Consider the following 24581-nt stretch of genomic DNA (forward strand, 5'->3'; position numbering starts at 1 on the left):
TAACAGGAATTTTATGGGTTTAAATGTTCTTGATTTTGAAAAACCTATCTTAGATTTAGAAGAAAAAATTAATTCTTTAACATCGATAGTACACTCAGATAAAAAATCAAAACAAAATGTTAATGCAGAAATTAATCGTCTTCGTTCTAAAAGTATTGAGCTTACCCAAAAAATATTTTCTAACTTAAATGCCTGGCAAGTTGCTCAATTAGCACGACATCCTAGACGTCCATACACTTTGGATTATATAGAACGTATATTTAACGATTTCGATGAATTATCTGGTGATCGAGTATATGCTGATGACAAAGCTATTGTAGGTGGCATAGCGAGACTCAATTCCCGACCAGTCATGATTATTGGGCATCAGAAAGGTCGTGACACTAAAGAAAAAATTAAACGAAATTTTGGTATGTCCGCGCCGGAAGGGTACCGAAAAGCATTACGTTTGATGAAAATGGCAGAACGATTCAAAATACCACTGATTACTTTTATAGATACTCCAGGTGCTTATCCTGGAGTGGGCGCAGAAAAACGTGGACAATCTGCAGCAATCGCTAAAAATTTACGTACAATGTCAATATTAAAAATACCGATTATATGTACCGTAATCGGAGAAGGGGGTTCCGGAGGGGCTTTAGCAATCAGCGTTGGCGATAAAGTTAATATGTTGGAATATAGTACATATTCTGTAATTTCTCCAGAAGGATGTGCGTCCATTTTATGGAAAAATGTTAAAAAAGCTCCTATAGCTGCCGAAGCAATGGGCATTACTGCTTATCGATTGAAAGAACTGAATCTAATTGATAGTGTGATTTCTGAACCATTAGGCGGAGCACATAGAGATATATTATCTACATCTATTTCATTAAAAACACAATTATTATTAGATTTGACCGAATTAGATTCTTTTGATGAAAAAGAATTATTAAATCGACGATATCAAAGATTGATGCAATATGGATATTGTTAATCTTGAATTAATATATATATTTTTTTTTTTAAAATAATTGATTTATTATATAAATAATGTGAGCTCATTATTAATATATTAAATATTAATATAATCATTATTATTTAGTATTTAAATCGTCATGACTTTATGTTTACTACATTAGCAAAAATATGATCACAACCAATACATCGTCAGAAAATTGGGATTTATATCGTAAAGTAACACATTGTCTTGTCGGACATACAAGATTACTGTTGTCTTATAGTGGAGGACTGGATTCCACAGTACTTTTAGATATATTAACAAGATTAAAAAATAATTCTGATCATTTCACATTATCTCCGTTCATGTTGCGCGCAATCTATATACACCATGGTATTAGTAATTATTCGGATGAATGGGCTAGTCATTGTTTTAATCAATGTAAAATACGGGGCATACCTTTTTCAGTAATTCATATCAATTGCTATAATACAGAAAATAAACAACGAAATATAGAAGCATTAGCACGAAATCTTCGTTATAAAAAATTATACAATCGTTTAAATTCAAAAGAAATACTTTTGACCGCGCATCACATGAATGATCAAGTAGAAAGTTTATTCCTTGCACTAAAGAGAGGGAGTGGTCCATCTGGACTATCTGGAATGAGTAAAAATGCATTATATGCTAATAAATACAGGTTATTAAGACCTTTATTGGATTGCTCTCGTGAACAATTAGAAATATATGCTTATAAAAAAAAACTTGTTTGGATAGAAGACGATACGAATACAGATACACGTTTTGATCGTAATTTTTTGCGCATAAAAATTTTGCCATCAATATATCAACGTTGGCCTTGTTTTAATCAAGTAGTTGCGCGTACTGCGCAACTATGCAGAGATCAAGAAAATTTATTAAATGAATTGTTGTCAGAATCTTTTCAAAAATTAATTGATGAATCAGATGGTTCTTTATTATTTATCCCATTATTTCAATACAGCATACCGAAAAGACAAGCTTTACTACGGCGTTGGTTATCGCATCTTTCTATGAAGATGCCTTCTTATCAACTTATAAATCGTATTTGGAAAGAAGTAGTATTAAGTCGGAAAGATGCAACCCCAATACTACAATTAGATAAATACCTATGTCGTCGTTTTCGTGAAAAGTTGTATATTTTACCTGTAAATATGAGATGTTCTTTAAATAGAATTGAATTATCATGGAACATCATACATAATGTATTTATACTACCATATAATTTAGGTAAATTAATATACCAACCATTAAGTATCAACGAACATGTGCCTAAAAATCCATTTGATCTGCATTTAAACATAGATTCTTCATTAAACACGTCTCATGATGTTTTTGAAAAATATAAAAAAGTTTTAACGCATTGTTTTGTTCGATCCCCAAAATCTGATGAAAAAATATCAATTATTTTTGGAAATATAGATGGGTTATTATATATCTTAGGAAGAAATCGTGGCCGACATTTAAAAAAAATTTGGCAGGAATTAGGCGTACCTCCATGGCTAAGAAGTCGTATTCCTTTGCTTTTTTACAATAAAACATTAATTACTGCCATAGGAGTATTCATTACTCAAAATGGTAAAATTACAAGTAAAGAGAATACGTTATGGAAAATATCTTGGTTACAAGATATTATATCTTATAAAATATTTAAAAATAGCGTTCGTTATCATTTAGAATAATTTTTCATATCTATTAACTAATTAAATAAAATAATTAGCCCTAAAACTATAAGTTTTATAAATTGGTTTATTATTAATAATAAGAGCTATTTGATATAACTTCAATCAAAATAACTATTACATATATATATTCTTTATATATCACTGAAATTTTTTAATATCAACACTATTTTATCAATTCAAATTGATTAAAAAATCTCATGAAGAAACAATTTTTTCAATCAAATAACGTATTAACATTTCAAGTTTAATTTTTTCTATTTTATTTTTTTTACGATATTTATATTCTACCTCTTGATTAGCTAAACTACGATCACTAATAATCAGAATATGTGGTATTCCGATCAAATCTATATCAGCAAACATTGTACCTGGGTATTCTTTACGATCATCAATTAATATATCCATTCCTATAACAGATAACAGTTGTGTGTAAATTTTTTCTGCAATACTTCTTACATTAACAGAACGATACATATCAATTGGTATGATCGCTAATTTGAATGGTGCGATTACATCCGGCCATAAAATACCATTTTTATCATAATTTTGCTCAATAATCACAGCAATAATACGAGTAATTCCTATACCGTAACAACCCATTTCCATTGATAAATTATGTTTATGCTCATTATTTTTTTGTGAATAATTAGTATTCAAATTTAAGTATTTTTGTCCTAATTGAAATATGTGTCCTATTTCAATACAGTTATGAATGGATAAGATATTTTTTTTATTAGTATACGAATTATGATGCAACACTTCATGTAAATCCGCTACTTTTGAAAATAGTATATCACGATTCCAATTAACCCCAAAAAAATACTTGCCGCTCATATTAGATCCGGCGACAAAATCGTTCATTTTTGCTACATTATAATCTATAATCAATGGTATAGACAAGTTAATAGGACCTAACAAATTGGGCTGTGCTCCAGTAATTGTTTGGATTTCTTCTGGTTCGATAAAAGATAAAGGGGTATGTATTTGTGGAATCATCGCAATTTTTTTTAAACTAATTTGATGATCAGCTCGAATAACTAATCCTAACAAAGAATAATCATTATTGATATGTTTATTTTTAGTGCGAACAATTATCGTTTTTACAACTTGGTGTATAGGCAAATTAAACTGATTCATTAATTCTTCTACAGATCTAATATTAGGAGCTGCTATTAATTGCATTGTTTCTACAGCCGTTTTCGGTTGTATTTTGATAGGAATCACATCATTCGATAACTGGAAGTCAATTAAATTATTCTCAGGTATCATAGGAGCCGCGATACTATCTTCGCCATTTTCAGAATATGCTTGAAACTCATGAGACAACGCCCCCCCGATTTTACCAGGTTCAGCTTGAACAACACAAAAATTTAGTCCAATACGATTAAAAATAGTGTGATATGTTTGATACATGTTATTATATGTATTCTGAAGAGATTTCTGATTGATATGAAAAGAATATCCATCTTTCATAATGAATTCTCTAGCACGTATTACTCCAGATCGAGGACGGGCTTCATCACGGTATTTAGTATGAATTTGATACACAATTAATGGAAACTGTTTATGAAGCATTGTTTCTTTACAAATAATTTCTGACACCATTTCTTCATGAGTTGGTCCTAATACAAATTCCTGATTATTGCGATTTTTAAAACGCAATAATTCTGCGCCATATCCTGTCCAACGACCACTTTTTTTCCATAATCTCGCAGGCTGAACTATTGGCATAGCTATTTCAATAGCACCAATTTTACTCATTTCTTCTCGAATAATATTTTCTATTTTCCGTAATACACGTAATCCAGTGGGTAACCAAGTATAAAGACCAGATGACACTTGACGAATTAAGCCAGCTCGTAACATTAGTTGATGGCTAATTGCTTTGCAATTCTTAGGTGCCTCTTTAAGAGTAGCTAATAAATATTGACTGGTACGCATTATTTTTGCCTGATATGAAAAAGTTTATTAGTAATTATAAAAATAAAAAATAATAATCGTCGTTAAAGTATATTTATAATTAAAGAATTAAATTTTGATTTAATACCACACTATTATAAGCATACATTTAGTGTTTTTTATAAAACAATACAGTTATATATTCTAATGCGGTCTTATATATAAATATAATATTGTTCAATAAATTTTCTTATTTTATAGAAAATATCGATATTCTGATAACAATAATATTGTTTTTCATTTGACACAAAACTAATGATTATGTGCTATAATACAATATTAGTTTTTATTGTTAATACTATTTAATAAAATAAACACTTACAATTATAACAATAAATACGAGGCTCATCGTGAATAATGCTATATTTATGGACCGAGATGGCACTATTAATATTGATAAAAACTATGTGCATAATATTGATAATTTTTTTTTCATTGATAATGTCATAGATGCAATGGTAACTTTGAAAGAAATGAATTTCTTTTTAATCATAGTTACTAATCAATCTGGAATAGCACGAGGTTTATTTACTCAAAATGACTTCCTATTGCTAACAAAATGGATGATTGCTTATTTGGGGATGTATTACCATGTGTATATAGATGCAATTTATTTTTGCCCGCATCATACACAAGGAATAATGAGAAAATTTCAACGAGCTTGTTTGTGTCGCAAACCTAACCCGGGAATGTTATTAGATGCAAAAAAACGTTTTAACATTAACATGATTACTTCTTATATGGTAGGAGATACTGAAAATGATATGTTGGCAGGCCAATTAGCAGGCATTGGAACTAAAGTTTTAGTATGTAGCGGTAAAAAAATAACAAAAAAAACTAAAAAAACAGCAAACTGGGTCATAGAAAGTTTAGCATTTTTACCGAATATGATAAGAACACAACATGGTTATACAAAATATACAAATGTTTTTTAATGTTTATTTTATTAAATTAGTAGTACAAATTACATGTTATAATTTTAATACTTAAGAAGCTATGTTATTCCCTTAATTAAAAATCAACAATCACTTTTATGTGAAAAATATATATGTTTTATTTTCTAATTATTTAGATATTAAGTTTGTTTTCTAAATAATGAATATTAATTCCATTACCTTTTTGAAAGATCTCATCGGTTACAATTTTTAATTGTAATTCGATATTAGTGTTTATTCCATCAATAATTAACTCTGATAACGCGTTTTTCATACGAGCAATAGCTATATCACGTGTTTCCCCAAAACAAATTAATTTTCCTATCATTGCATCATAATAAGGAGGCACCGAGTAGCCAGAATAAATATGAGATTCCCAACGCACACCTAATCCTCCAGGGGCGTGGAACCTAGTAATACATCCTGAACTAGGTATAAAGTTATGAGGATCTTCAGCATTAATGCGGCATTCTATAGCATGTCCTTCAGATTTAACTGAATCTTGTGTAATGTTTAACGTATATCCAGAAGCAATTTTTAGCTGCTCTCTAATGAGATCTATTCCGGTAATCATTTCTGTAATAGGATGTTCCACTTGAATACGAGTATTCATTTCAATGAAAAAGAATTCATTATTCTCATATAAAAATTCAAATGTACCGACCCCACGGTATCCGATTTTATAACAAATCTTTACACAACTCTCTCCTATATATTTCCGCATTGCAGAGCTAATACCTAACGCAGGACTCTCTTCTACTATCTTTTGATGTTTTCTTTGTACAGAACAATCACGTTCTGTCAAATAAATTATATTGCCTTTTCCATCAGATAACACTTGTATTTCTATATGCCTAGGATGTGCCAAGTATTGTTCTGCATAAATAGTATCATTATTAAACGTGTTTTTTGCTTCTGCTTGTATCATGCGTATAGCATCTTGTAAATCTGATTCTTTTTTAACTACACACATGCCTCGTCCTCCTCCTCCATGAGCAGATTTTATGATAATTGGATAATTAATGTGTAAATTTTGACATGAAAAATTATAAATTTTATTATTTATGTTTTTATTCAGTTCATAATCCCAACCAGGAACAGTCATTATTCCTGATTCTTTCATAATAGCTATAGCAGATATTTTATTTCCCATTAAACGAATAGTTTCTGACCGCGGCCCAATAAAAACAAAACCGGAACGTTCAACTTGTTCTGCAAAATCAGCGTTTTCTGATAAAAATCCATAACCAGGATGAATTCCTGATGATCCAGTAATTTCTGCAGCTGAAATAATAGCTGGAATATTTAAATAACTATGTATTGCAGGAGGAGGTCCTATACAAACAGTTTCATCGGCCAACAACACGTGTTTCAGATCACGATCTATGGTTGAATGCACAGCTACTGTTTTTATCCCTAATTCTTTACATGCACGCAGAATGCGCAAAGCTATCTCTCCTCTATTTGCAATGACAATTTTTTCTAACATTCTATTCTCGTTATTCGATGATAAGTAATGGCTCATTAAATTCGACCGGTTGACCGTTATCAATCAAAATTGCTTTGATTACACCTGATTTATCTGCTTGAATTTGGTTCATCACTTTCATAGCTTCAACAATACATAAAGTATCGCCGACTTCAACCGTTTGACCTACTGATACAAATGGATTAGAATCTGAACTAGAAGCAATGTAAAAGATGCCTACCATTGGAGAACGTATAACATGCCCATTATCTATTAATTTAACATTTTCATAACGTGTTTCTGTTTTTGAAACACAGACTGGTGTTTCCGATTCTTTCGTTGTAGGCAACCGGGTTGAGCCAGATGGTGTTTTAGATGTAGAACGAGTAATACGTATTATTTTATTTCCTTCAGAAATTTCTAATTTAAATATATTTGATTCTTCAATCAATGTAATTAATTTTTTTATTTTACGAATATCCATAACAAAACCTATGTGTATCTATCGCTTATTAATCTTTTTGGATAAATATTTATGCGCCATATGTAAAGCACAATGATATCCGTATACTCCAAACCCACAAATAACACCAAGTGCAATATCAGACAAATACGAATGATATCGAAATTTTTCTCGAATATGTATATTAGAAAGATGAACTTCGATAAAAGCAATGTTCACGGATAAAAATGCATCTCGTAGCGCTATGCTAGTATGAGTAAAAGCTGCGGGATTAATTATGATGAAATTCAAATTTTTGTAACTTTTATGTATACATTCAATCAATTCATGTTCTGCATTGGATTGAAAATGATCCATATATATACCTAAGGATTCAGAGGTTTTATGCAAATTTGCAACAACATCAGATAAAGCTTCATATCCATATATATGTGGTTCACGTATGCCTAACAAATTTAAATTAGGTCCATTTATCAATAAAATACGAAATGTATTTACCATGATATTCAAATATCCTCATCAATTTAATATACAGTATACAACTGTAACTCATGCATATCGTCATATTTATTATTTAATACTTAACGAGTGTTCCTATATATTAGAAATGAGAAATTTTTTCTTATTCATAATATATTTCATAGAAAAATCATTATAATTACATAATGCATGTATTAATTATTTTATAGTTAAAGACTAATGACACTAATATTACATTACTGTAATGTACATTTTAACTTTTTATTAATAATAAAAACTATTATGCGCAGTATTAATGTAATAAACAATTTATTTTTTAATACCAATATTATAATATTGGGCTACAATTTTTTCAACAAAACAGGTAGTTGTAATCTTTCTATAAGTATAGAAAATATCTAAAATAATATTATATGGTATTGTTTATATAGTATACAAGTACTACATGTGTATTACACATATATAATTATGTTCGTCATGCAATATGGTTTATATTATGTATTTTAATATAAACATTTTTTATGTAGTTAATATCTGAATTTTTATATTAAATAAATACAAAATATTACATAATATGTAACGTTTTTAATACAAAAACTCAAAACACGTTCAGGGATATTGCGTGATCATTTTATTTTATTGTTTTTCGAGAGGATTTAATAAAGAATGAATAATTTTAAAAAAAATTATAATACTATTTTAGATTATTATGTTTAAAAAATTCCGTGGTATATTTTCTAGCGATCTGTCTATTGATCTCGGAACTGCCAATACTTTGATTTATTTAAAAGGACAAGGTATTGTTTTAAACGAACCTTCTGTTGTAGCCATTAGACAGGACCGAGGAGGCATGCCTAAAAGCGTAGCTGCTGTAGGATATGCAGCAAAACAGATGCTAGGACGTACTCCCGGAAACATTGCGGCTATTCGTCCCATGAAAGACGGAGTAATCGCTGACTTTTTTATTACTGAAAAAATGTTGCAACATTTTATCAAACAAGTTCACAGTAATAGTTTCTTGAAACCAAGTCCTAGAGTGTTAGTGTGTGTTCCGGTAGGTGCTACACAAGTTGAACGTAGAGCTATACGTGAATCTGCGCAAGGAGCAGGCGCACGTGAGGTTTTTTTGATAGAAGAACCTATGGCAGCAGCTATCGGAGCTGGTTTACCAGTATCAGAAGCTACTGGTTCAATGGTAGTAGATATTGGAGGCGGCACTACCGAAGTCGCAGTAATTTCACTTAATGGAGTAGTGTATTCATCATCCGTTAGAATTGGGGGAGACCGTTTTGACGAAGCTATTATTAGCTATGTAAGACGTCATTATGGTTCCTTGATTGGAGAGGTAACTTCAGAAAGAATAAAACATACCATAGGTTCTGCATATTTAGATGATGAACTTCGTGAAATAAAAGTACGTGGACGAAATTTAGCAGAAGGAATACCACGGAGTTTCGTATTAAATAATAATGAAATTTTAGAAGCATTACAGGAACCGTTAACTGGTATCGTCAGTGCAGTTATGGCGGCACTAGAGCAATGTCCACCAGAATTAGCATCTGATATCTCTGAATATGGAATGGTATTAACTGGGGGAGGAGCATTATTAAGAAATATCGATCGTTTATTAATAAAAGAAACTAGCATTCCTGTAGTAATCGCAGAGGATCCGCTGACTTGTGTTGCACGAGGTGGTGGTAAGGCGCTTGATATGATTGATGTACACGGTCGAGATTTATTTAGTGAAGAATAATTTTTTAAAGCGCTATAGAATAATTTTTATAATTTTAAGTTGATAAAATCATATAAATTAAAATGAATTCCTTTTGTAATATATATTAATTAATATTTTTAAACTCAAGGTATCTTTCCATGTATAGCGCTGTAAGTAATAAATTTCCTTATTTAGAATTACGTTTGTTTTTGGCAATAATAATGTCTGTTGTTATTATTATTGCCGATGGAAAATTAAATATGTTTTTGAAATTAAGAAGTTACATAGATAATTCTGTTTATTTATTTTATTATTTATGTGATAAGTCGCGTAATATATACGATTATACTACAAAAGTGTTAGAAGGGTATAACGAATTAATATTGGAAAATAATACATTGCGTCAAGAGTTATTTTTAAAAAACAGTGAATTATTATTAATAGATCAGTATAAACGTGAAAATTGCAAGTTACATGCATTACTTAATTCTCCTTTTTGTTACGACAAACGAAAAATAATTGCTAGAATTCTTTTTTTTAACGCAGATTCATACGGTAATAAAGTTACAATAAATCAAGGAAGGAATAATAATATCTACATTGGTCAACCAGTTATTACCGATGCAGGAATAATAGGACAAGTCATTTCTACCAATGCACTTAGTAGCCGTGTCATGTTAATTTGTGATCCTGAACATGCTTTACCGGTACAAATAAAGCGTAATAATATGCGTTTTATTTTAATGGGTTGTGGATATGGCGCAGATTTGCGCGCAGAATATCCAGGATATCTGGATGTATGTGTTGGTGATATGTTGATAACATCTGGATTAGATGGTCGTTTTCCGGAAGGATATCCAGTAGCAATCATATCTAATATAATAGTAGATTCAGAACAAGATTCAACTATCATTCAAGCACATCCAATGGTTAAATTACAATCTTTATGTTATGTAGTATTAATTTGGGAATAGTTCTGAAATTAATATTCAAATATTTATCTATTAAATCCATCATTAATAATGATAATATATAAATATGTTATTCAGTATAATTATATTTGCAATATAAACAACTTGACAAAATGTACAATAAATTCAACAATTATAAATTGTGGGTAGTATACGGTTCCTTTATAATTGCAATTTTTTTACAAATTATTCCCTTTTATCCTCGAATATGGAATGTGCATCCATCCTGGACAATGATATTGTTAATTCGTTGGATTACGATACTTCCAAATCAGGTAAACATCGGTACTGGATTTACTTTAGGATTAATAATCGATATTATACTAGGCTCTACTTTAGGAATACACTCTTTATCTTTAAGCATACTTGCTTATTTAGTAAGCCGAAACATTTATTTTTTTAGGTATATGCCTATTTGGCAACAGTCTTTTATTATCATATTTTTTTCGTTCATTAATCAAAGTATTATATTTTTAGTAAAATTTTTGATAAACAAAGTTTTATGTACACCAGAAATATTTTGGAACTGCCTATTAGATGGCGGAGCATGGCCATTTTTGGTTCTTTTAATGCATAAAATGCATCGAAACTAATCAATAATTGTTGATTTATAAATACCAACAGTAATAATTAACATCGAATAATTATTTCAGTTAAATAAATATAAATTTTTGATTGCTTTAACGAATTATAAGCGCTATCTTACTCGGATCATTTAATTAAAAATATGTATATATATGTATGCACGTATGTAAAAAATAATAAGATTGATAAAGTGTTTAATTTAGTATAAGTATATTTAAAAATCAGTATATTTTTATATATATAGTAAAGTATTTCAAAATAAAATAAAGCAAGCATATAATTATACATTAACCAATATTAAATAGCACTTAAATAAAAACATATAAAAATTATTAAAAGTACATATTCTAAAAATTCTTGCCAAATTGGCGGGGATACATATTAATATCATATTTTAAATAGAGGTTATATGAACTTAGATTTTGTGATTGAAAGACTACTCGCACCTAATAATTTGCAATATAATGATCTTTTATATTTATTAGATATGACAGAAAAATTCCAAATAGATTACTCAGATCTATATTTTCAATCATACTGTCATGAAACATGGGCTCTTGAAGATAGTATCATTAAATCTGGTTCCTACACAATAGATCAGGGCGCTGGTGCGCGAGTAATCATAGGCGAACAAACTGGGTTTGCTTACACCGACCAATTAACTCTAGACGCATTGATGCGTAGCATGAAAGCTGCTACCAGCATTACAAACGAACGTCATTGCAATAACAACAATATTACTGTTGATTTAAAGAAACATAAAGATATTTATCCTACTGCATATTCCTATATGAATCCACTGTCTAATATATCTAAGGAAGAAAAAATTGAACTATTAATGAGAATAGATAAAATAGCACGTGCTACTGATTCTAGAGTACAAAAAGTTAATGCCAATTTATCAGGTGTTTATGAACAAATTTTAGTAGCAGCTACAGATGGTACTTTATCCGCAGATGTTCGACCGTTAGTACGTTTATCTATATTAGTGCAATCAGAAAAAGATGGGAAAAGAGAACAAGGAATAAGTGGTGGAGGGGGGAGATTTGGGTACGATTTTTTTTTAGATACTATCTCAGAAGGAGAAATTCGAGCCGATTGTTGGACCAAAGATGCTGTTCAAATGAGTTTAATTAATCTTGAAGCTGTAGCAGCTCCAGCAGGAACTATGACAGTAGTTTTGGGATCAGGTTGGCCTGGTATTTTATTGCATGAAGCGGTAGGGCATGGTCTAGAAGGAGATTTTAATAGAAGAGGTAGTTCGGTATTTTCTAACAAAATTGGAAAAATAGTAGCTTCAGAATTATGTACAATAGTAGATGATGCTACATTGAAGGGATCACGTGGATCATTAACTATTGATGATGAAGGAATACCTGGTCAATATAATATTTTAATTAAAAATGGTATCTTACAAGGATACATGCAGGATAAATTAAATGCTAAACTAATGGGATGCACCTCGACAGGAAACGGTAGAAGAGAATCATATGCTTCTTTACCTATGCCGCGTATGACTAACACCTATATGTTGCCAGGTCAATCGACTCCAGAAGAAATTATCAACAGTGTAGATTACGGAGTATATGCTACGAATTTTAGCGGAGGACAAGTAGATATTACATCGGGCAAGTTTGTTTTTTCTACATCTGAAGCTTTCTTAATAGAAAAAGGTCGCATCACTAAATCTATAAAAGGAGCTACTTTAATAGGATCAGGTATCGAAATCATGAAAAGTGTTTCCATGGTTGGCAACGATCTATTCTTAGATAAAGGAGTAGGAATATGTATAAAAAACGGACAAAACATACCTGTTAGCGTTGGTCAACCAACAATAAAATTAAATAATATCACTATTGGGGGTACTAATTAATTAAATTGTATGCATGATACATATACCCATAGCATTAAATAAAAAAATCAAATAATAATAATGTAATTATATTAAATATTATTAAATTATGTGTAATTTTTGACTATAACAAAAATATACTACATAGTCTATGTTACTAACAGTAATTAGTATATTTGGAATCAAGCATAGACATGTAATTATACAATCATGTTTTCATCTAATTTCTCATATCTTAGGAAATATTAATTTTAATGATATTGCTTACATTCGTATTCTTGATTAGCATTAAATGCTACATTTATAATAATTTTTTAATTAGTGAATTTTTTATTAATTAAAAACAAATTTTTATTTTTTTATATCATGATGTAGAGTTATTAACATCAGTTACTGATGTTAATAACTCTGATATGGATTAGAGACATTTATATTAATTAGGAATTTTTATTACAGGAGGATAGTATGAATGATATAGATGACGTGATACAACAACGTAATTTTTTAGAAAATATAGTACATCAAACATTAAATTTGGCACATACATATTCAAATGAAGTGGAAGTTTCAGTAGTTAAAACCACAGGAATTACAGTCAGTACTCGTTACGGAAAACTTGAGAATGTGGAATTTAATAATCGTAGTATATTAGATATAACTATATTTCGTCAACAACGAAAAGGCAACGCTCTTTCGAATGATTTAAATAAGAAAGCAATAAATCGTACTGTAGCAGCCGCAGCAGATATAGCATCTTATACTTCTCCCGACCCATATGCTGGAATTGCCGATAAAGAACTATTAGCATTCAATTCTATGAATCTTGACTTATTTCATCCAATTAGTTTAGATACTAAATTAGGAGTGACTTTAGCATCTACAGCAGAAGAAACAGCATTAAAATATGATAAACGTATAATTTATACTGAAGGAGGTAGATTTAACAGTTATTTTACCACTAAAGTTTTTGGGAATAGTCATGGTATGTTACAAAGTTACACCAGTAGCCGACATTCTTTATGTTGTGGTGTGATTGCTACAAGTAATGATGTTATGGAACAAAATTATGCATATACATTGAGTCGTTCATTTGATGATTTACGTTCAGCAGAATGGGTTGGACAAGAATGTGCTCAACGCGCTCTAAATCATTTAAATCCTAAAAAATTAAAAACAATGGAATCTCCAGTATTATTCTCTGCAGAAGTAGCTACAAGTTTATTCCACCATTTAGCAAGTGCTATTCATGGGGATAATGTATTTCGTAAATCTACTTTTTTATTAAATGATCTGAAGAAAAAAATTTTTCCTTCTTGGATATCAATCAAAGAACGCCCGCATGTATTAAAAGGATTAGGATCAGCTCCATTTGATAGCGAAGGAATACAAACTTTGAACCGCACTATTGTAGAAAATGGCATATTAAATAGTTGGATTTTAAACAGTTATTCTGCACGTAAAATGGGGCTAAAAAACACTGGACATGCTGACGGTATCTATAATTGGTATATTAGTTATCAAAATTTAAGTTTTATGGAATTAATTAAGAATATGCAACGAGGCCTTGTTGTTACTAACATCATGGGGCAAGGAATTAATATTACTACCGGAGATTACTCACGTGGAGTAGCTGGTTTTTGGGTAGAAAACGGTGATATTCAGTATCCAGTAAATGAAATTGCTATTGCTGGCAATTTAAAAGATATGTTTTATAACATTGATGCTATTGGACACGATATTGAAACACGTAATCATATTCATTGTGGATCTGTTTTAATATCTTCTATGAAGATAGCAGGTATTTAAAATAATAATTATACATATACAGATATACATAATTAATAAAATTATTGTATCGATTGCACGATTTTTGTAGTTTTACAGCGTAAAGAATAACTCTTTAAAATTTTATTATATTTTTAGATGTAATTAATATTATTTTAAATTGAAATGAATATTATATGTTCATATAATACATAATTAATTGTTATATAAATATCATCGAATTAATAAATTATAACTTTTCTAATTTATGTAACCTAACTATATATAAATTGTAATTAAAGCTTTAATAAATAACAAATAAAAAGTATTAAAATCGGAAATTGTTAAATAAATGAATTGATATCTAAATAATAATATCTAAACATTATCTGAAAATAAATAATGTTAATGATAACATAATTTCCATTTAAATAGTCATAAATAAAATAACATCAAAAAATTTAATTTTTAAAAAATAATTATTTTTTAATTATATAGATTATATAATTAAAGTGTTAATAAAACAGTAATTTCTCCTAAGCAATTAGAAACATAATAAAAACACATCAAAACATTATAGAAAATAAAAATACTCTCGATCTATACAAATATTAATTGATTGAGATAATATATAATTATATAATTAGTAGTTTGTGTATTTAAAACTATTAATAACCAAGAATTATTTATCAATATAGTCTGTTACTATCATGTAAAATAGTTTTACAAAAATAAATTTTTATCAAATTTTGATATATCATCATATTTATACACAAACTTAAACATTGTTGCATTTCTATTATTAAATAGAGTTGAAAACTTTGTAATTATCATTACTAATGACAGATAAAAACTGTCTGTTCATAACAATATATTGTTATACATGCACTTATTAGATACAAATTTGTTGTTCAAAAAATAATTAATTACTTAGCATCTAAAAATATAATTTTAATGTTTTATCAAGTTAACATGATTAACTTGACATACATGTAAAACTACATATATAAGAAATACTGATTACACTAATATACTTTCAATAAAATAAACGATTATATCTGAAAAATTGCAATAGTTAATAGGTTTATTGAAATATAATTATATATTTATTTTAATAAAAATTGGATTATTAAAAATACTAAGCGTGTTTTAATTACATAAAAATAATTTTTTACGTAATTAAAATCTAATAAATATTAGATGACCAAATAAATTTGGTATAAATAATTTTATTTATTTTTTATTTTTCATAATGCTCGATGTTGAATATAATTGATTTATCCCCATATTTTTAGGTATTTGATTATTAAAATGGTGCAGCCGAATATTAAAAATGTTATAATGTTAACAAGTTATAACCAAGAGAGATCGCTCTATGAATACTGATCAAACTGAGCGCATAGAAATACCTGTGTTACCTTTGCGTGATGTAGTGGTGTATCCACATATGGTGATTCCGTTATTCGTTGGTCGGGAAAAATCAATTAAATGTCTCGAATCTGCCATGAATGGCGACAAAAAAGTTATGTTAGTAGCTCAAAAAGAAGCAGCAACCGATGAACCAAGTATTAATGATCTTTTTTCGGTTGGAACAATATCTATAATATTACAGATGCTTAAATTACCAGATGGTACAGTCAAGGTATTAGTAGAAGGAATAGAGCGTGCCCGTATCATTGAATTAACTGATACTGGAAATCATTTTAAAGCTCAAGCAAGTGTTTTCCATTCTAATGAATTAAACGAACGTGAACAAGAAATTCTAATGCGCACTGTTATTAATCAATTTGAAGGATTTCTTAAACTTAATAAGAAAATACCTTCTGAAGTTTTAACATCCTTGAATAATATTGACAAAGCAGATCGTCTTGCTGATACCATCGCCGCGCATATGCCACTCAAATTAGATGATAAACAATCCATTTTAGAAATGTCAGATGTTACGGAAAGATTAGAATATTTAATAGCAATGATGGAATCAGAAATTGAATTATTACAAGTTGAAAAACGTATTCGCAATCGCGTAAAAAAACAAATGGAAAAAAGCCAACGTGAGTATTACTTAAATGAACAAATGAAAGCTATACAAAAAGAACTGGGAGAACTAGATGCTGTTATTGACGAAAACGAATCTCTTAGACGTAAAATAGAAGCAGCTAAAATGCCTAAGGAAGCACGAAACAAAGTAGAATCAGAGTGGCAAAAATTAAAAATGATGTCCCCTATGTCTGCTGAAGCTGCTGTAGTTCGCGGATATATTGATTGGATACTGTCAGTACCTTGGCACGCAAGAAGTAAAATGAAAAAAGATTTGCTTAAAGCTCAAGAAAGCCTGGACAAAGATCACTACGGATTAGAGCGTGTTAAAGATCGAATTTTAGAATATTTAGCAGTACAAAACAGAATCAATAAAATTAAAGGACCTATTTTATGTTTAGTAGGACCGCCTGGAGTAGGAAAAACATCACTTGGGCGATCTATTGCTAAAGCAACTGGACGTAAGTATATACGTATGGCTTTAGGTGGTATGCGCGATGAAGCCGAAATTAGAGGCCACCGTCGTACCTACATTGGATCTATGCCTGGTAAACTTATACAAAAGATGTCTAAAGTTGGAGTAAGGAATCCGTTATTCCTTTTAGATGAAATAGATAAAATGTCTTTAGATATGCGTGGAGATCCAGCTGCTGCTTTACTAGAAGTATTAGATCCCGAGCAAAATACTACTTTTAATGATCATTATTTAGAAATAGATTATGATTTATCTGATGTTATGTTTGTTGCTACTTCTAACTCAATGGATATTCCCAGTCCTTTGTTAGATCGTATGGAAGTAATACGTCTATCTGGTTATACCGAAGATGAAAAGTTAAATATAGCACGACAGCATTTATTCACTAAACAAATAGAGCGTAACGCTTTAAAGCTAGAAGAACTAACAATTCAAGACGATGCTTTAGTAAATATTATTAGATATTATACACGCGAAGCTGGAGTACGTAATTTAGAACGAGAAATTTCTAAATTATGTCGTAAAACAGTAAAAATGCTTTTAATGAATAAAAAAATAAGACATATAACCATTGATAAAAATAATTTAAAAGACTTTCTTGGTGTGCAACGCTATGATTGTATTCATGCAGATCAAGAAAATCGTGTAGGGCAAGTTACTGGATTAGCTTGGACTGAAGTAGGAGGAGATCTTTTAACTATTGAAACTGCTTGTGTTCCGGGAAAAGGAAAATTAACATATACTGGATCATTAGGTGAAGTTATGCAAGAATCTATTCAAGCCGCATTAACTGTGGTAAGAGCGCGTGCGGATAAATTAGGTATTAATACTGATTTTTATGAAAAAAAAGACATTCATGTACATGTTCCAGAAGGAGCTACTCCAAAAGACGGACCAAGTGCCGGAATTGCTATGTGTACTGCTTTAGTTTCTTGCTTAACAGGAAATTCTGTTAAAGCTAGTGTAGCGATGACAGGAGAAATAACTTTAAGGGGACAAATATTACCTATTGGTGGATTGAAAGAAAAATTGTTAGCTGCACATCGAGGAGGTATTAAAACAGTATTAATACCGTATGAAAACAAACGCGACTTAGAAGATATGCCAGCTATTGTAGTTAATAATTTGGATATTCATCCAGTCAAACAAATAGACGAAGTTTTAATATTAGCGCTACAAGATATCCCGTTTAATTCTGAAATAATACCTAAAGCACCATTAGTATGATATATCGTGTAATTTTAGAAACATAGAAATATATTAAAAATAAGGTGTATCATTTATTGTATTAAAATAATCACATATGAATGTATGTAAGAACTATAGTATGATGTTCTAGTTAAATAGAAGTAATTTTTATTTTTTAAACAAAAACTCGTAAAAAGTTAAATATTACTATTGATTTTAATTATTATAGATTAAATAATAAAACAAGTTATTCTAATAAAATTAATATTTTTGTGTAACACTTCCTATATTTTATATTATAGTTAGTGTGTTTAATTATTTGAAAAATTTTCTGTATGCTATATGCATACAGACTATGATATTTTCATTAAATCATATACTAAGCCCTACTAAGCGCGCTGTATTTTTTATTCGGTGATAAGATCAACAATAATTAAACTATTTGACATAATTTTTTGAAAAATAATATTAACCATTAGCATTAAATAGTAATTAACAAGAAATCTATGAAAATAATTAAAAAATTTTTTGTTTTACAGGTAAGGCATATTCATTAAAGATTGAGATATAAAAACCTGTCATCTATATATAGATGCATAACTTCTAAAATCACATTATAGACATAATAACCACCTAATTTCAAAATTAAAAACTATTTTTAAACCACATGATTACAAATACAAAATGTATTTTTAGTTTAAATATAAGTAAATATTTAAATGTTTAATTATTACTTGATAAATTCAAGATAATCACAGATAATCTCTAAAGGGATGTTATCAAATTATTCATAATAATTTTTAAAAAATCGGTCAGGTCTGGAAAGAAGCAGCCGTAATAAAAACTACGATGGGTATTTTTGTTTAGCATCCCGATAAAGTAGAGGTGACATGTTAATTTTTATGAGTCTTTTGTATTAGTAAAAAATAAAATAGAAATATTTGTTAGCGTCCGTCTTTTTTGATCTACCAAATAGATATTTAGTCATATAAAATATCAAGCAATGAAATAGAAATGTTCAAGATATCGTTATTACAAATATTGTGTTTATTTTTTTAAGAACATATCTATCATTATAGTTTTGTATCTTCTCAAACATATTAATGCTCAATTTTTTATGATTTTACTAAAAATCATAATTTTTAATCTTTAGAATGCACGATGCTTCAGATACAAATAAACAATCAATCCAAAAGTATCTAAATTGGTTCGATACTAATATCACTAAAAACATATCTTTTACTAATAATTAAATATATTTAAACAAAAAATTTACAAATTTCCAATAATATTTGAAAATTTATTCAAATTTAATAATTTTTTATCCTAAAATACATTATATATAACTATATCGCCATTTTACATATTATATTAAAAAATAAAATATACTTATTTACTATTAATAACCAAATAATTAAATGCATATTTCAATTATATATATTTATACTACTACTGTATTTAAAATATTCTTACAAAAAATGTTCATTTATTTAAAATAAACACTTGAAATTTTCACTAAAAATATATATAAGGCACATGTATCATATTTAAATTATTTTTATTGAAAAACGATATTATAAATTATACAAATATAAATGTCCTTGTACGAATAAAATAATTTAATAAAATTTAGTGGCAAAATAAAATTTATGTATAAATGTATACAAATTCAAATAAATATTGTTTCTATTTTGGAAAAAATATGACAAATGTTACGGATCAACAATTAGAATTGATCAAAAAAAGTATCCAATTTGTACCTAATTATCCAAAAAAAGGAATTTTATTTCGAGACATCACTGAATTGTTAAAAAATCCTCAAGCATATTCGGCAAGCATTACTCTTTTGGCCTATTATTATAGAAATCATAAATTAACTAAAATAGTAGGTATAGAAGCTAGAGGATTCTTATTCAGTGCTCCATTAGCACTAATACTGAAACTAGGTTTTATTCCAGCCCGTAAATCAGGAAGATTACCCCGTGATACTATTAGAGAGCCATATATTTTAGAATATGATAATGGATTCTTAGAAATACACACCGATTCTATTACTCCAGGTGACCAAGTTTTAATCATAGATGATTTACTAGCAACGGGCGGAACAATTGCAGCAACGGTAAAATTAATCAGACGGTTAGGAGGAGAAGTAAATCATGCTGGATTTATAATAGATTTAGAAAATCTAGGTGGAAAATCATTATTAAAGGAAATAGGAATAAATTCCTATAGTTTAGTGACGTTCTCTAATCATTAAAATATACCCCACTAAACCAATAAGTTTTAGTTCTTATATTTATAATAATTACTATATGAGTTATATTCTGATGAGTTATCAAGTACTCGCCCGTAAGTGGCGTCCAAAAAAATTTTCTGATATTGTAGGGCAAGAACATATCATTCAAGCAATAACACATACTTTTTCATTAAATAAAATTCACCATGCTTATATATTATCCGGTACAAGAGGAGTAGGAAAAACTACTATTGCTCGATTATTCGCAAAAGGATTAAACTGTGAACAAGGCACAACATATTCCATGTGTGGTCAATGTAATAATTGCAAAGATATTGAATTAGGTTGTTTTATTGATCTGATTGAAATAGACGCAGCATCACGCACTAAAGTAGAAGATACTAGGGAATTTCTAGATAATGTACAATACATGCCATCTCGAGGTCGCTTTAAAGTATATCTTATAGATGAAGTACATATGTTATCCCGTCACAGTTTCAATGCTTTATTAAAGACGTTAGAAGAACCACCTACACATGTTAAATTTATTTTAGTTACTACTGAATACCAAAAATTACCGGAGACTATCTTGTCCCGGTGTTTACAGTTTTACTTGAAACCTCTAAACATTTCTCAAATTATAAATCAACTAACATATATCTTTCATAAAGAAAACATAAACATAGAAACTTCTGCTTTAGAATCGTTAGCATATGCATCAAAAGGAAGTATGCGTGATGCGCTTAGTTTGGCAGAACAAGCTATTGTCTTAGGAAATAATGAGATAACTAATAATGTTATTAATAATATGTTTGGTATATCGAATATCGAACATCCATTATGTTTAATCGAGAGCTTAATTGATGAAGATATACATAATATTATGCACCAAATTGAAAATTTGACTGTTTTGGGAGTTCATTGGGATTATGTTTTCAATGAAATTCTTACTATCTTGCAGAAAATAGCTATAGGTCAATTTCTGTCAAATTCTGTACAAAAAGAGGATAACAATGTAACGCAACATATCAATCAACGTATGCGTAAATTAAGTAATCGTATTACTCCGGAAAATGTACAATTATATTATCAGATATTTCTATTAGGTCGTCGCGAATTGCCTCATGCTCCTAGTCATCGCATGGGAATAGAAATGACCATGTTACGAGCATTAGCTTTTCGTCCTGATGTAGACATAGCAAGCAAAAAAAATGGTAATGGTGACGATAATGATCATACACTTAAAAAATCTGTATGCTCAAATAATAATGTCGAAATAAATACTAATGATACACAATATATTGCTACTGATCTTTTCCAAAAAAAAAATCATAATCAAGATAGTAAGAATGTATTAAATACAGAAAAATTAAAAAAAACAAATAATATATTACTTTTAAATTTTAAAAAATCTGAATTAAATGCAAATAATACCAAACCTAAAATTTCAAAATCTGTTTCTAATAGAAATACTAGGGATATTACTTCTACAATATTAGAAGCTCGATCAAAGCTATTACAATATAAAGAACGTGACAAGTTAAATGTCATAGAAAAAAAATCAAATTTAACTTTAGAATCTCAAAAAAAAATAAAAGATATATTAGAACGATTTGCCAGTATTAATACAATAATTTTAAAAAATAGTTCTGATCGTTTCGAAAAAATTAATAAAGATTTATCAGGATATTTAGAGTTTAGTAATAACAGTAATAATAAAGAAAATCTACATAAAAACCATCAAAATATGCCCGATTTCATAAAAGAAATACTTCAAAAAGCAATAAACAATGATTTATGGATATCACAAATATATCATTTGTCATTACCAAAATTAGCAAAAAAATTAGTTATGAATTCGTGGAAAGAAAAAATTTCTTCAGATGAGATATGCTTACATGTTCGTTCTGATTACCAGCATTTAAATTCTACAGAACTCCGTAATATCATACAAAAATCACTTAGCAATAATATAGGTATAGCAATAAAATTACATATAAAAAAAGATGACAATTATGCAATTAAAACACCAATGGAACATTTATATACTTTATATAAAGAAAAAATATCATTAATAAAGAAAGAATTTTCAAGTGATCCGTACGTTAAAATGATTAAATCTTTTTTTGATGCTGAAATAGATGAAAATGATATTCAAGTACTTTATGAGCAGAATAAAAACTTATAAAAATTAATTAAATAAAATACACTATTTCTCAAATATATCTAAATTATAATGTAATATGGCAAATTAATATCAATTGCATATTTTTAAAAAATGTAATTTTTCATTAATTAATAGAACTACTACCGTGATTTTTATAATAATTAACTATTATTTTATGTATTTAATGATCAAAAAATTAAATTAAAAAATTATTAAGTAATAAAATTTATTTTTCATTAATCATTAAAGCGATAAAACAACCTATTGAATCAAATCAATGCCCAACCTTCATGCATAATAAAATTTAAAAAATTATTCATTAAACAACCATATGCAAAGAAATTAATTTAAAAATGTACATAAATACTTGCAATCCTATTAAATATATTAATTTGTTTTTAACTTAATTGTTGACTAGTTATTTATACAATATAAATAGAAACATTACTTTTATAATCTAAAGTAATCAATTAATAAAATATAATTTTATATTTTAATTGTGATACAATAACAATTGTTAAAATCTGATTAATATAAATTCAAATATATGTTTGAATAAAACGCTGTTATTTATATCTGAGTATTAAGTAGATAATGTTTTAACATATCATAAGCATCGTTTACTAAATTTTTATAATTTTATTGAGAATTAAATTTGATACGTATTATATTTTTAGGTCCTCCTGGATCCGGAAAAGGAACACAAGCTCATCTTATTGCGAATAAGTATAACATTCCAAATATTTCTACAGGCACGATGTTGCGTCAAACACTAACTAGAAGTACACATAAGTCCTATGAACTTCACAAAAATATTATGCATACTGGTGATTTAGTAAATGATGAATTTATGGTGCAATTAATTAACACACGTATTAATCAAAATGACTGTCGTAATGGATTTTTATTGGATGGTTTTCCTAGAACAATTTTGCAAGCAAAATCTATGAAACAATGTAAAATTTTTGTAAATTACATCATAGAATTTTTTGCATCAGATTCTGTGATTATTGATCGTATTGCAGGCCGAAGAATACATGTAGGCTCTGGTAGAACTTATCATATTAAATTCAATCCGCCGAGAAATTATGGATTAGATGATATTACCGGAGAAATTTTGACTACTCGAAAAGATGACCACGAAGAAGTTATACGTAAACGATTAAGTAATTACTACCAACACACCGAACCAGTGTTAGATTATTATCGAGAAGAATCGAAATATAAAAAAATGAAATATTTTTCTGTTGATGGAAATCGTGATATTTCTAAAATCTATAAAGAGTTAATTAATATCATTAGTTCATGATACTCGTTATCATTTTTCATTTCGGTTCTTATTATGAATATCAATATCATTATGGATAATAACAGCGTATAAAATCGTTATCTCATCAAAATTATACTTTTGGTTTGATTCCTAAACAATATAACCATGTATTAATAATTAATTTAAATATATAAATGGACACTAAATACTAATTAATCAAAAACCGTAAATATGGATATATTACTTGTATAATTAAATACTGAGATCCGGCCATCAAATAATTAATATTCAACACAACATTACGGATATATAAATTGTTTTATAATTCGCTATAAAAATATAATAGGAAATTTTAT

Annotated in this window: 16 protein-coding genes and 1 other RNA gene; 13 read left to right on the forward strand and 4 right to left on the reverse strand. The window is 28.5% G+C overall.

Annotation, left to right across the window (positions count from 1 at the left end; genetic code table 11):
* The first annotated feature begins 13 nt into the window (after window positions 1–13).
* Window positions 14–973, forward strand: coding sequence for an acetyl-CoA carboxylase carboxyl transferase subunit alpha (accA, locus tag BCHRO640_RS01470; RefSeq protein WP_015344556.1), 960 nt, complete (start codon window positions 14–16; stop codon window positions 971–973).
* Between the two features lie 152 nt (window positions 974–1125).
* Window positions 1126–2658 (forward strand): tRNA lysidine(34) synthetase TilS, encoded by a 1533-nt coding sequence (tilS, locus tag BCHRO640_RS01475; RefSeq protein ID WP_015344557.1) that lies wholly within the window; start codon window positions 1126–1128, stop codon window positions 2656–2658.
* Window positions 2659–2856: 198 nt separating this feature from the next.
* On the opposite strand, the gene BCHRO640_RS01480 is transcribed toward tilS, so the two are convergent.
* The gene (locus BCHRO640_RS01480; protein ID WP_015344558.1) at window positions 2857–4602 is read right to left on the reverse strand and encodes a proline--tRNA ligase; all 1746 of its coding nucleotides are present in this window, start codon (window positions 4600–4602) and stop codon (window positions 2857–2859) included.
* A gap of 368 nt (window positions 4603–4970) precedes the next feature.
* Here BCHRO640_RS01480 and gmhB point away from each other — a divergent pair, with 368 nt between their 5' ends.
* Entirely contained in the window at window positions 4971–5555 is a 585-nt protein-coding gene (gmhB, locus tag BCHRO640_RS01485) for a D-glycero-beta-D-manno-heptose 1,7-bisphosphate 7-phosphatase (protein ID WP_015344559.1), read from the forward strand.
* A 133-nt stretch (window positions 5556–5688) separates the two neighbouring features.
* Here gmhB and accC read toward each other — a convergent pair whose 3' ends face one another.
* Genes accC through aroQ form a run of 3 tightly spaced genes read right to left on the reverse strand, consistent with a single transcriptional unit; the run spans window position 5689 to window position 7987 of the window.
* Entirely contained in the window at window positions 5689–7044 is a 1356-nt protein-coding gene (gene accC, locus BCHRO640_RS01490) for an acetyl-CoA carboxylase biotin carboxylase subunit (RefSeq protein WP_015344560.1), read from the reverse strand.
* Window positions 7045–7054: 10 nt separating this feature from the next.
* Window positions 7055–7507: an acetyl-CoA carboxylase biotin carboxyl carrier protein gene (accB, locus tag BCHRO640_RS01495; RefSeq protein ID WP_015344561.1), complete on the reverse strand. Its 453-nt coding sequence runs from the start codon at window positions 7505–7507 to the stop codon at window positions 7055–7057.
* Between the two features lie 18 nt (window positions 7508–7525).
* Window positions 7526–7987 (reverse strand): type II 3-dehydroquinate dehydratase, encoded by a 462-nt coding sequence (gene aroQ / locus BCHRO640_RS01500; RefSeq protein ID WP_015344562.1) that lies wholly within the window; start codon window positions 7985–7987, stop codon window positions 7526–7528.
* Between the two features lie 688 nt (window positions 7988–8675).
* On the opposite strand from aroQ, the gene BCHRO640_RS01505 reads away from it, so the two are divergent.
* The 10 genes from BCHRO640_RS01505 (at window position 8676) to adk (ending at window position 24264) form a co-directional block, all read left to right on the forward strand.
* Entirely contained in the window at window positions 8676–9719 is a 1044-nt protein-coding gene (locus BCHRO640_RS01505; protein ID WP_011282840.1) for a rod shape-determining protein, read from the forward strand.
* A gap of 119 nt (window positions 9720–9838) precedes the next feature.
* Window positions 9839–10654, forward strand: coding sequence for a rod shape-determining protein MreC (gene mreC / locus BCHRO640_RS01510; RefSeq protein WP_015344563.1), 816 nt, complete (start codon window positions 9839–9841; stop codon window positions 10652–10654).
* A gap of 110 nt (window positions 10655–10764) precedes the next feature.
* Window positions 10765–11244 carry a rod shape-determining protein MreD gene (gene mreD / locus BCHRO640_RS01515; protein WP_015344564.1) on the forward strand — a complete coding sequence of 160 codons (480 nt, stop codon included), beginning with the start codon at window positions 10765–10767 and terminating at the stop codon, window positions 11242–11244.
* A 401-nt stretch (window positions 11245–11645) separates the two neighbouring features.
* A complete protein-coding gene (tldD, locus tag BCHRO640_RS01520) occupies window positions 11646–13109 on the forward strand; it encodes a metalloprotease TldD (protein ID WP_015344565.1) in 1464 nt (487 codons plus the stop codon).
* 444 nt (window positions 13110–13553) lie between these two features.
* A complete protein-coding gene (pmbA, locus tag BCHRO640_RS01525; protein WP_015344566.1) occupies window positions 13554–14894 on the forward strand; it encodes a metalloprotease PmbA in 1341 nt (446 codons plus the stop codon).
* A 1333-nt stretch (window positions 14895–16227) separates the two neighbouring features.
* Complete coding sequence (gene lon, locus BCHRO640_RS01530) at window positions 16228–18591, forward strand: endopeptidase La (protein ID WP_015344567.1); 2364 nt, start codon at window positions 16228–16230, stop codon at window positions 18589–18591.
* A gap of 738 nt (window positions 18592–19329) precedes the next feature.
* An RNA gene (gene ffs / locus BCHRO640_RS03315) (signal recognition particle sRNA small type) lies at window positions 19330–19420 on the forward strand.
* A gap of 834 nt (window positions 19421–20254) precedes the next feature.
* Entirely contained in the window at window positions 20255–20809 is a 555-nt protein-coding gene (gene apt / locus BCHRO640_RS01535) for an adenine phosphoribosyltransferase (RefSeq protein ID WP_015344568.1), read from the forward strand.
* A gap of 70 nt (window positions 20810–20879) precedes the next feature.
* On the forward strand, window positions 20880–22976 hold the full coding sequence (dnaX, locus tag BCHRO640_RS01540) for a DNA polymerase III subunit gamma/tau (protein ID WP_015344569.1): 2097 nt from the start codon (window positions 20880–20882) through the stop codon (window positions 22974–22976).
* Between the two features lie 637 nt (window positions 22977–23613).
* Window positions 23614–24264: an adenylate kinase gene (gene adk / locus BCHRO640_RS01545; RefSeq protein ID WP_041567605.1), complete on the forward strand. Its 651-nt coding sequence runs from the start codon at window positions 23614–23616 to the stop codon at window positions 24262–24264.
* Window positions 24265–24581: the final 317 nt, after the last annotated feature.

Source organism: Candidatus Blochmanniella chromaiodes str. 640 (assembly GCF_000331065.1).
Taxonomy (GTDB): Bacteria; Pseudomonadota; Gammaproteobacteria; order Enterobacterales; family Enterobacteriaceae; genus Blochmanniella; species Blochmanniella pennsylvanica.

Coding starts and splice junctions, on each gene's coding strand:
- accA (WP_015344556.1), top strand. CDS start 14: ATGGGTTTAAATGTTCTTGATTTTGAAAAACCTATCTTAGATTTAGAA.
- tilS (WP_015344557.1), top strand. CDS start 1,126: ATGATCACAACCAATACATCGTCAGAAAATTGGGATTTATATCGTAAA.
- BCHRO640_RS01480 (WP_015344558.1), bottom strand. CDS start 4,602: ATGCGTACCAGTCAATATTTATTAGCTACTCTTAAAGAGGCACCTAAG.
- accC (WP_015344560.1), bottom strand. CDS start 7,044: ATGTTAGAAAAAATTGTCATTGCAAATAGAGGAGAGATAGCTTTGCGC.
- accB (WP_015344561.1), bottom strand. CDS start 7,507: ATGGATATTCGTAAAATAAAAAAATTAATTACATTGATTGAAGAATCA.
- aroQ (WP_015344562.1), bottom strand. CDS start 7,987: ATGGTAAATACATTTCGTATTTTATTGATAAATGGACCTAATTTAAAT.
- BCHRO640_RS01505 (WP_011282840.1), top strand. CDS start 8,676: ATGTTTAAAAAATTCCGTGGTATATTTTCTAGCGATCTGTCTATTGAT.
- mreC (WP_015344563.1), top strand. CDS start 9,839: ATGTATAGCGCTGTAAGTAATAAATTTCCTTATTTAGAATTACGTTTG.
- mreD (WP_015344564.1), top strand. CDS start 10,765: ATGTACAATAAATTCAACAATTATAAATTGTGGGTAGTATACGGTTCC.
- tldD (WP_015344565.1), top strand. CDS start 11,646: ATGAACTTAGATTTTGTGATTGAAAGACTACTCGCACCTAATAATTTG.
- pmbA (WP_015344566.1), top strand. CDS start 13,554: ATGAATGATATAGATGACGTGATACAACAACGTAATTTTTTAGAAAAT.
- lon (WP_015344567.1), top strand. CDS start 16,228: ATGAATACTGATCAAACTGAGCGCATAGAAATACCTGTGTTACCTTTG.
- apt (WP_015344568.1), top strand. CDS start 20,255: ATGACAAATGTTACGGATCAACAATTAGAATTGATCAAAAAAAGTATC.
- dnaX (WP_015344569.1), top strand. CDS start 20,880: ATGAGTTATCAAGTACTCGCCCGTAAGTGGCGTCCAAAAAAATTTTCT.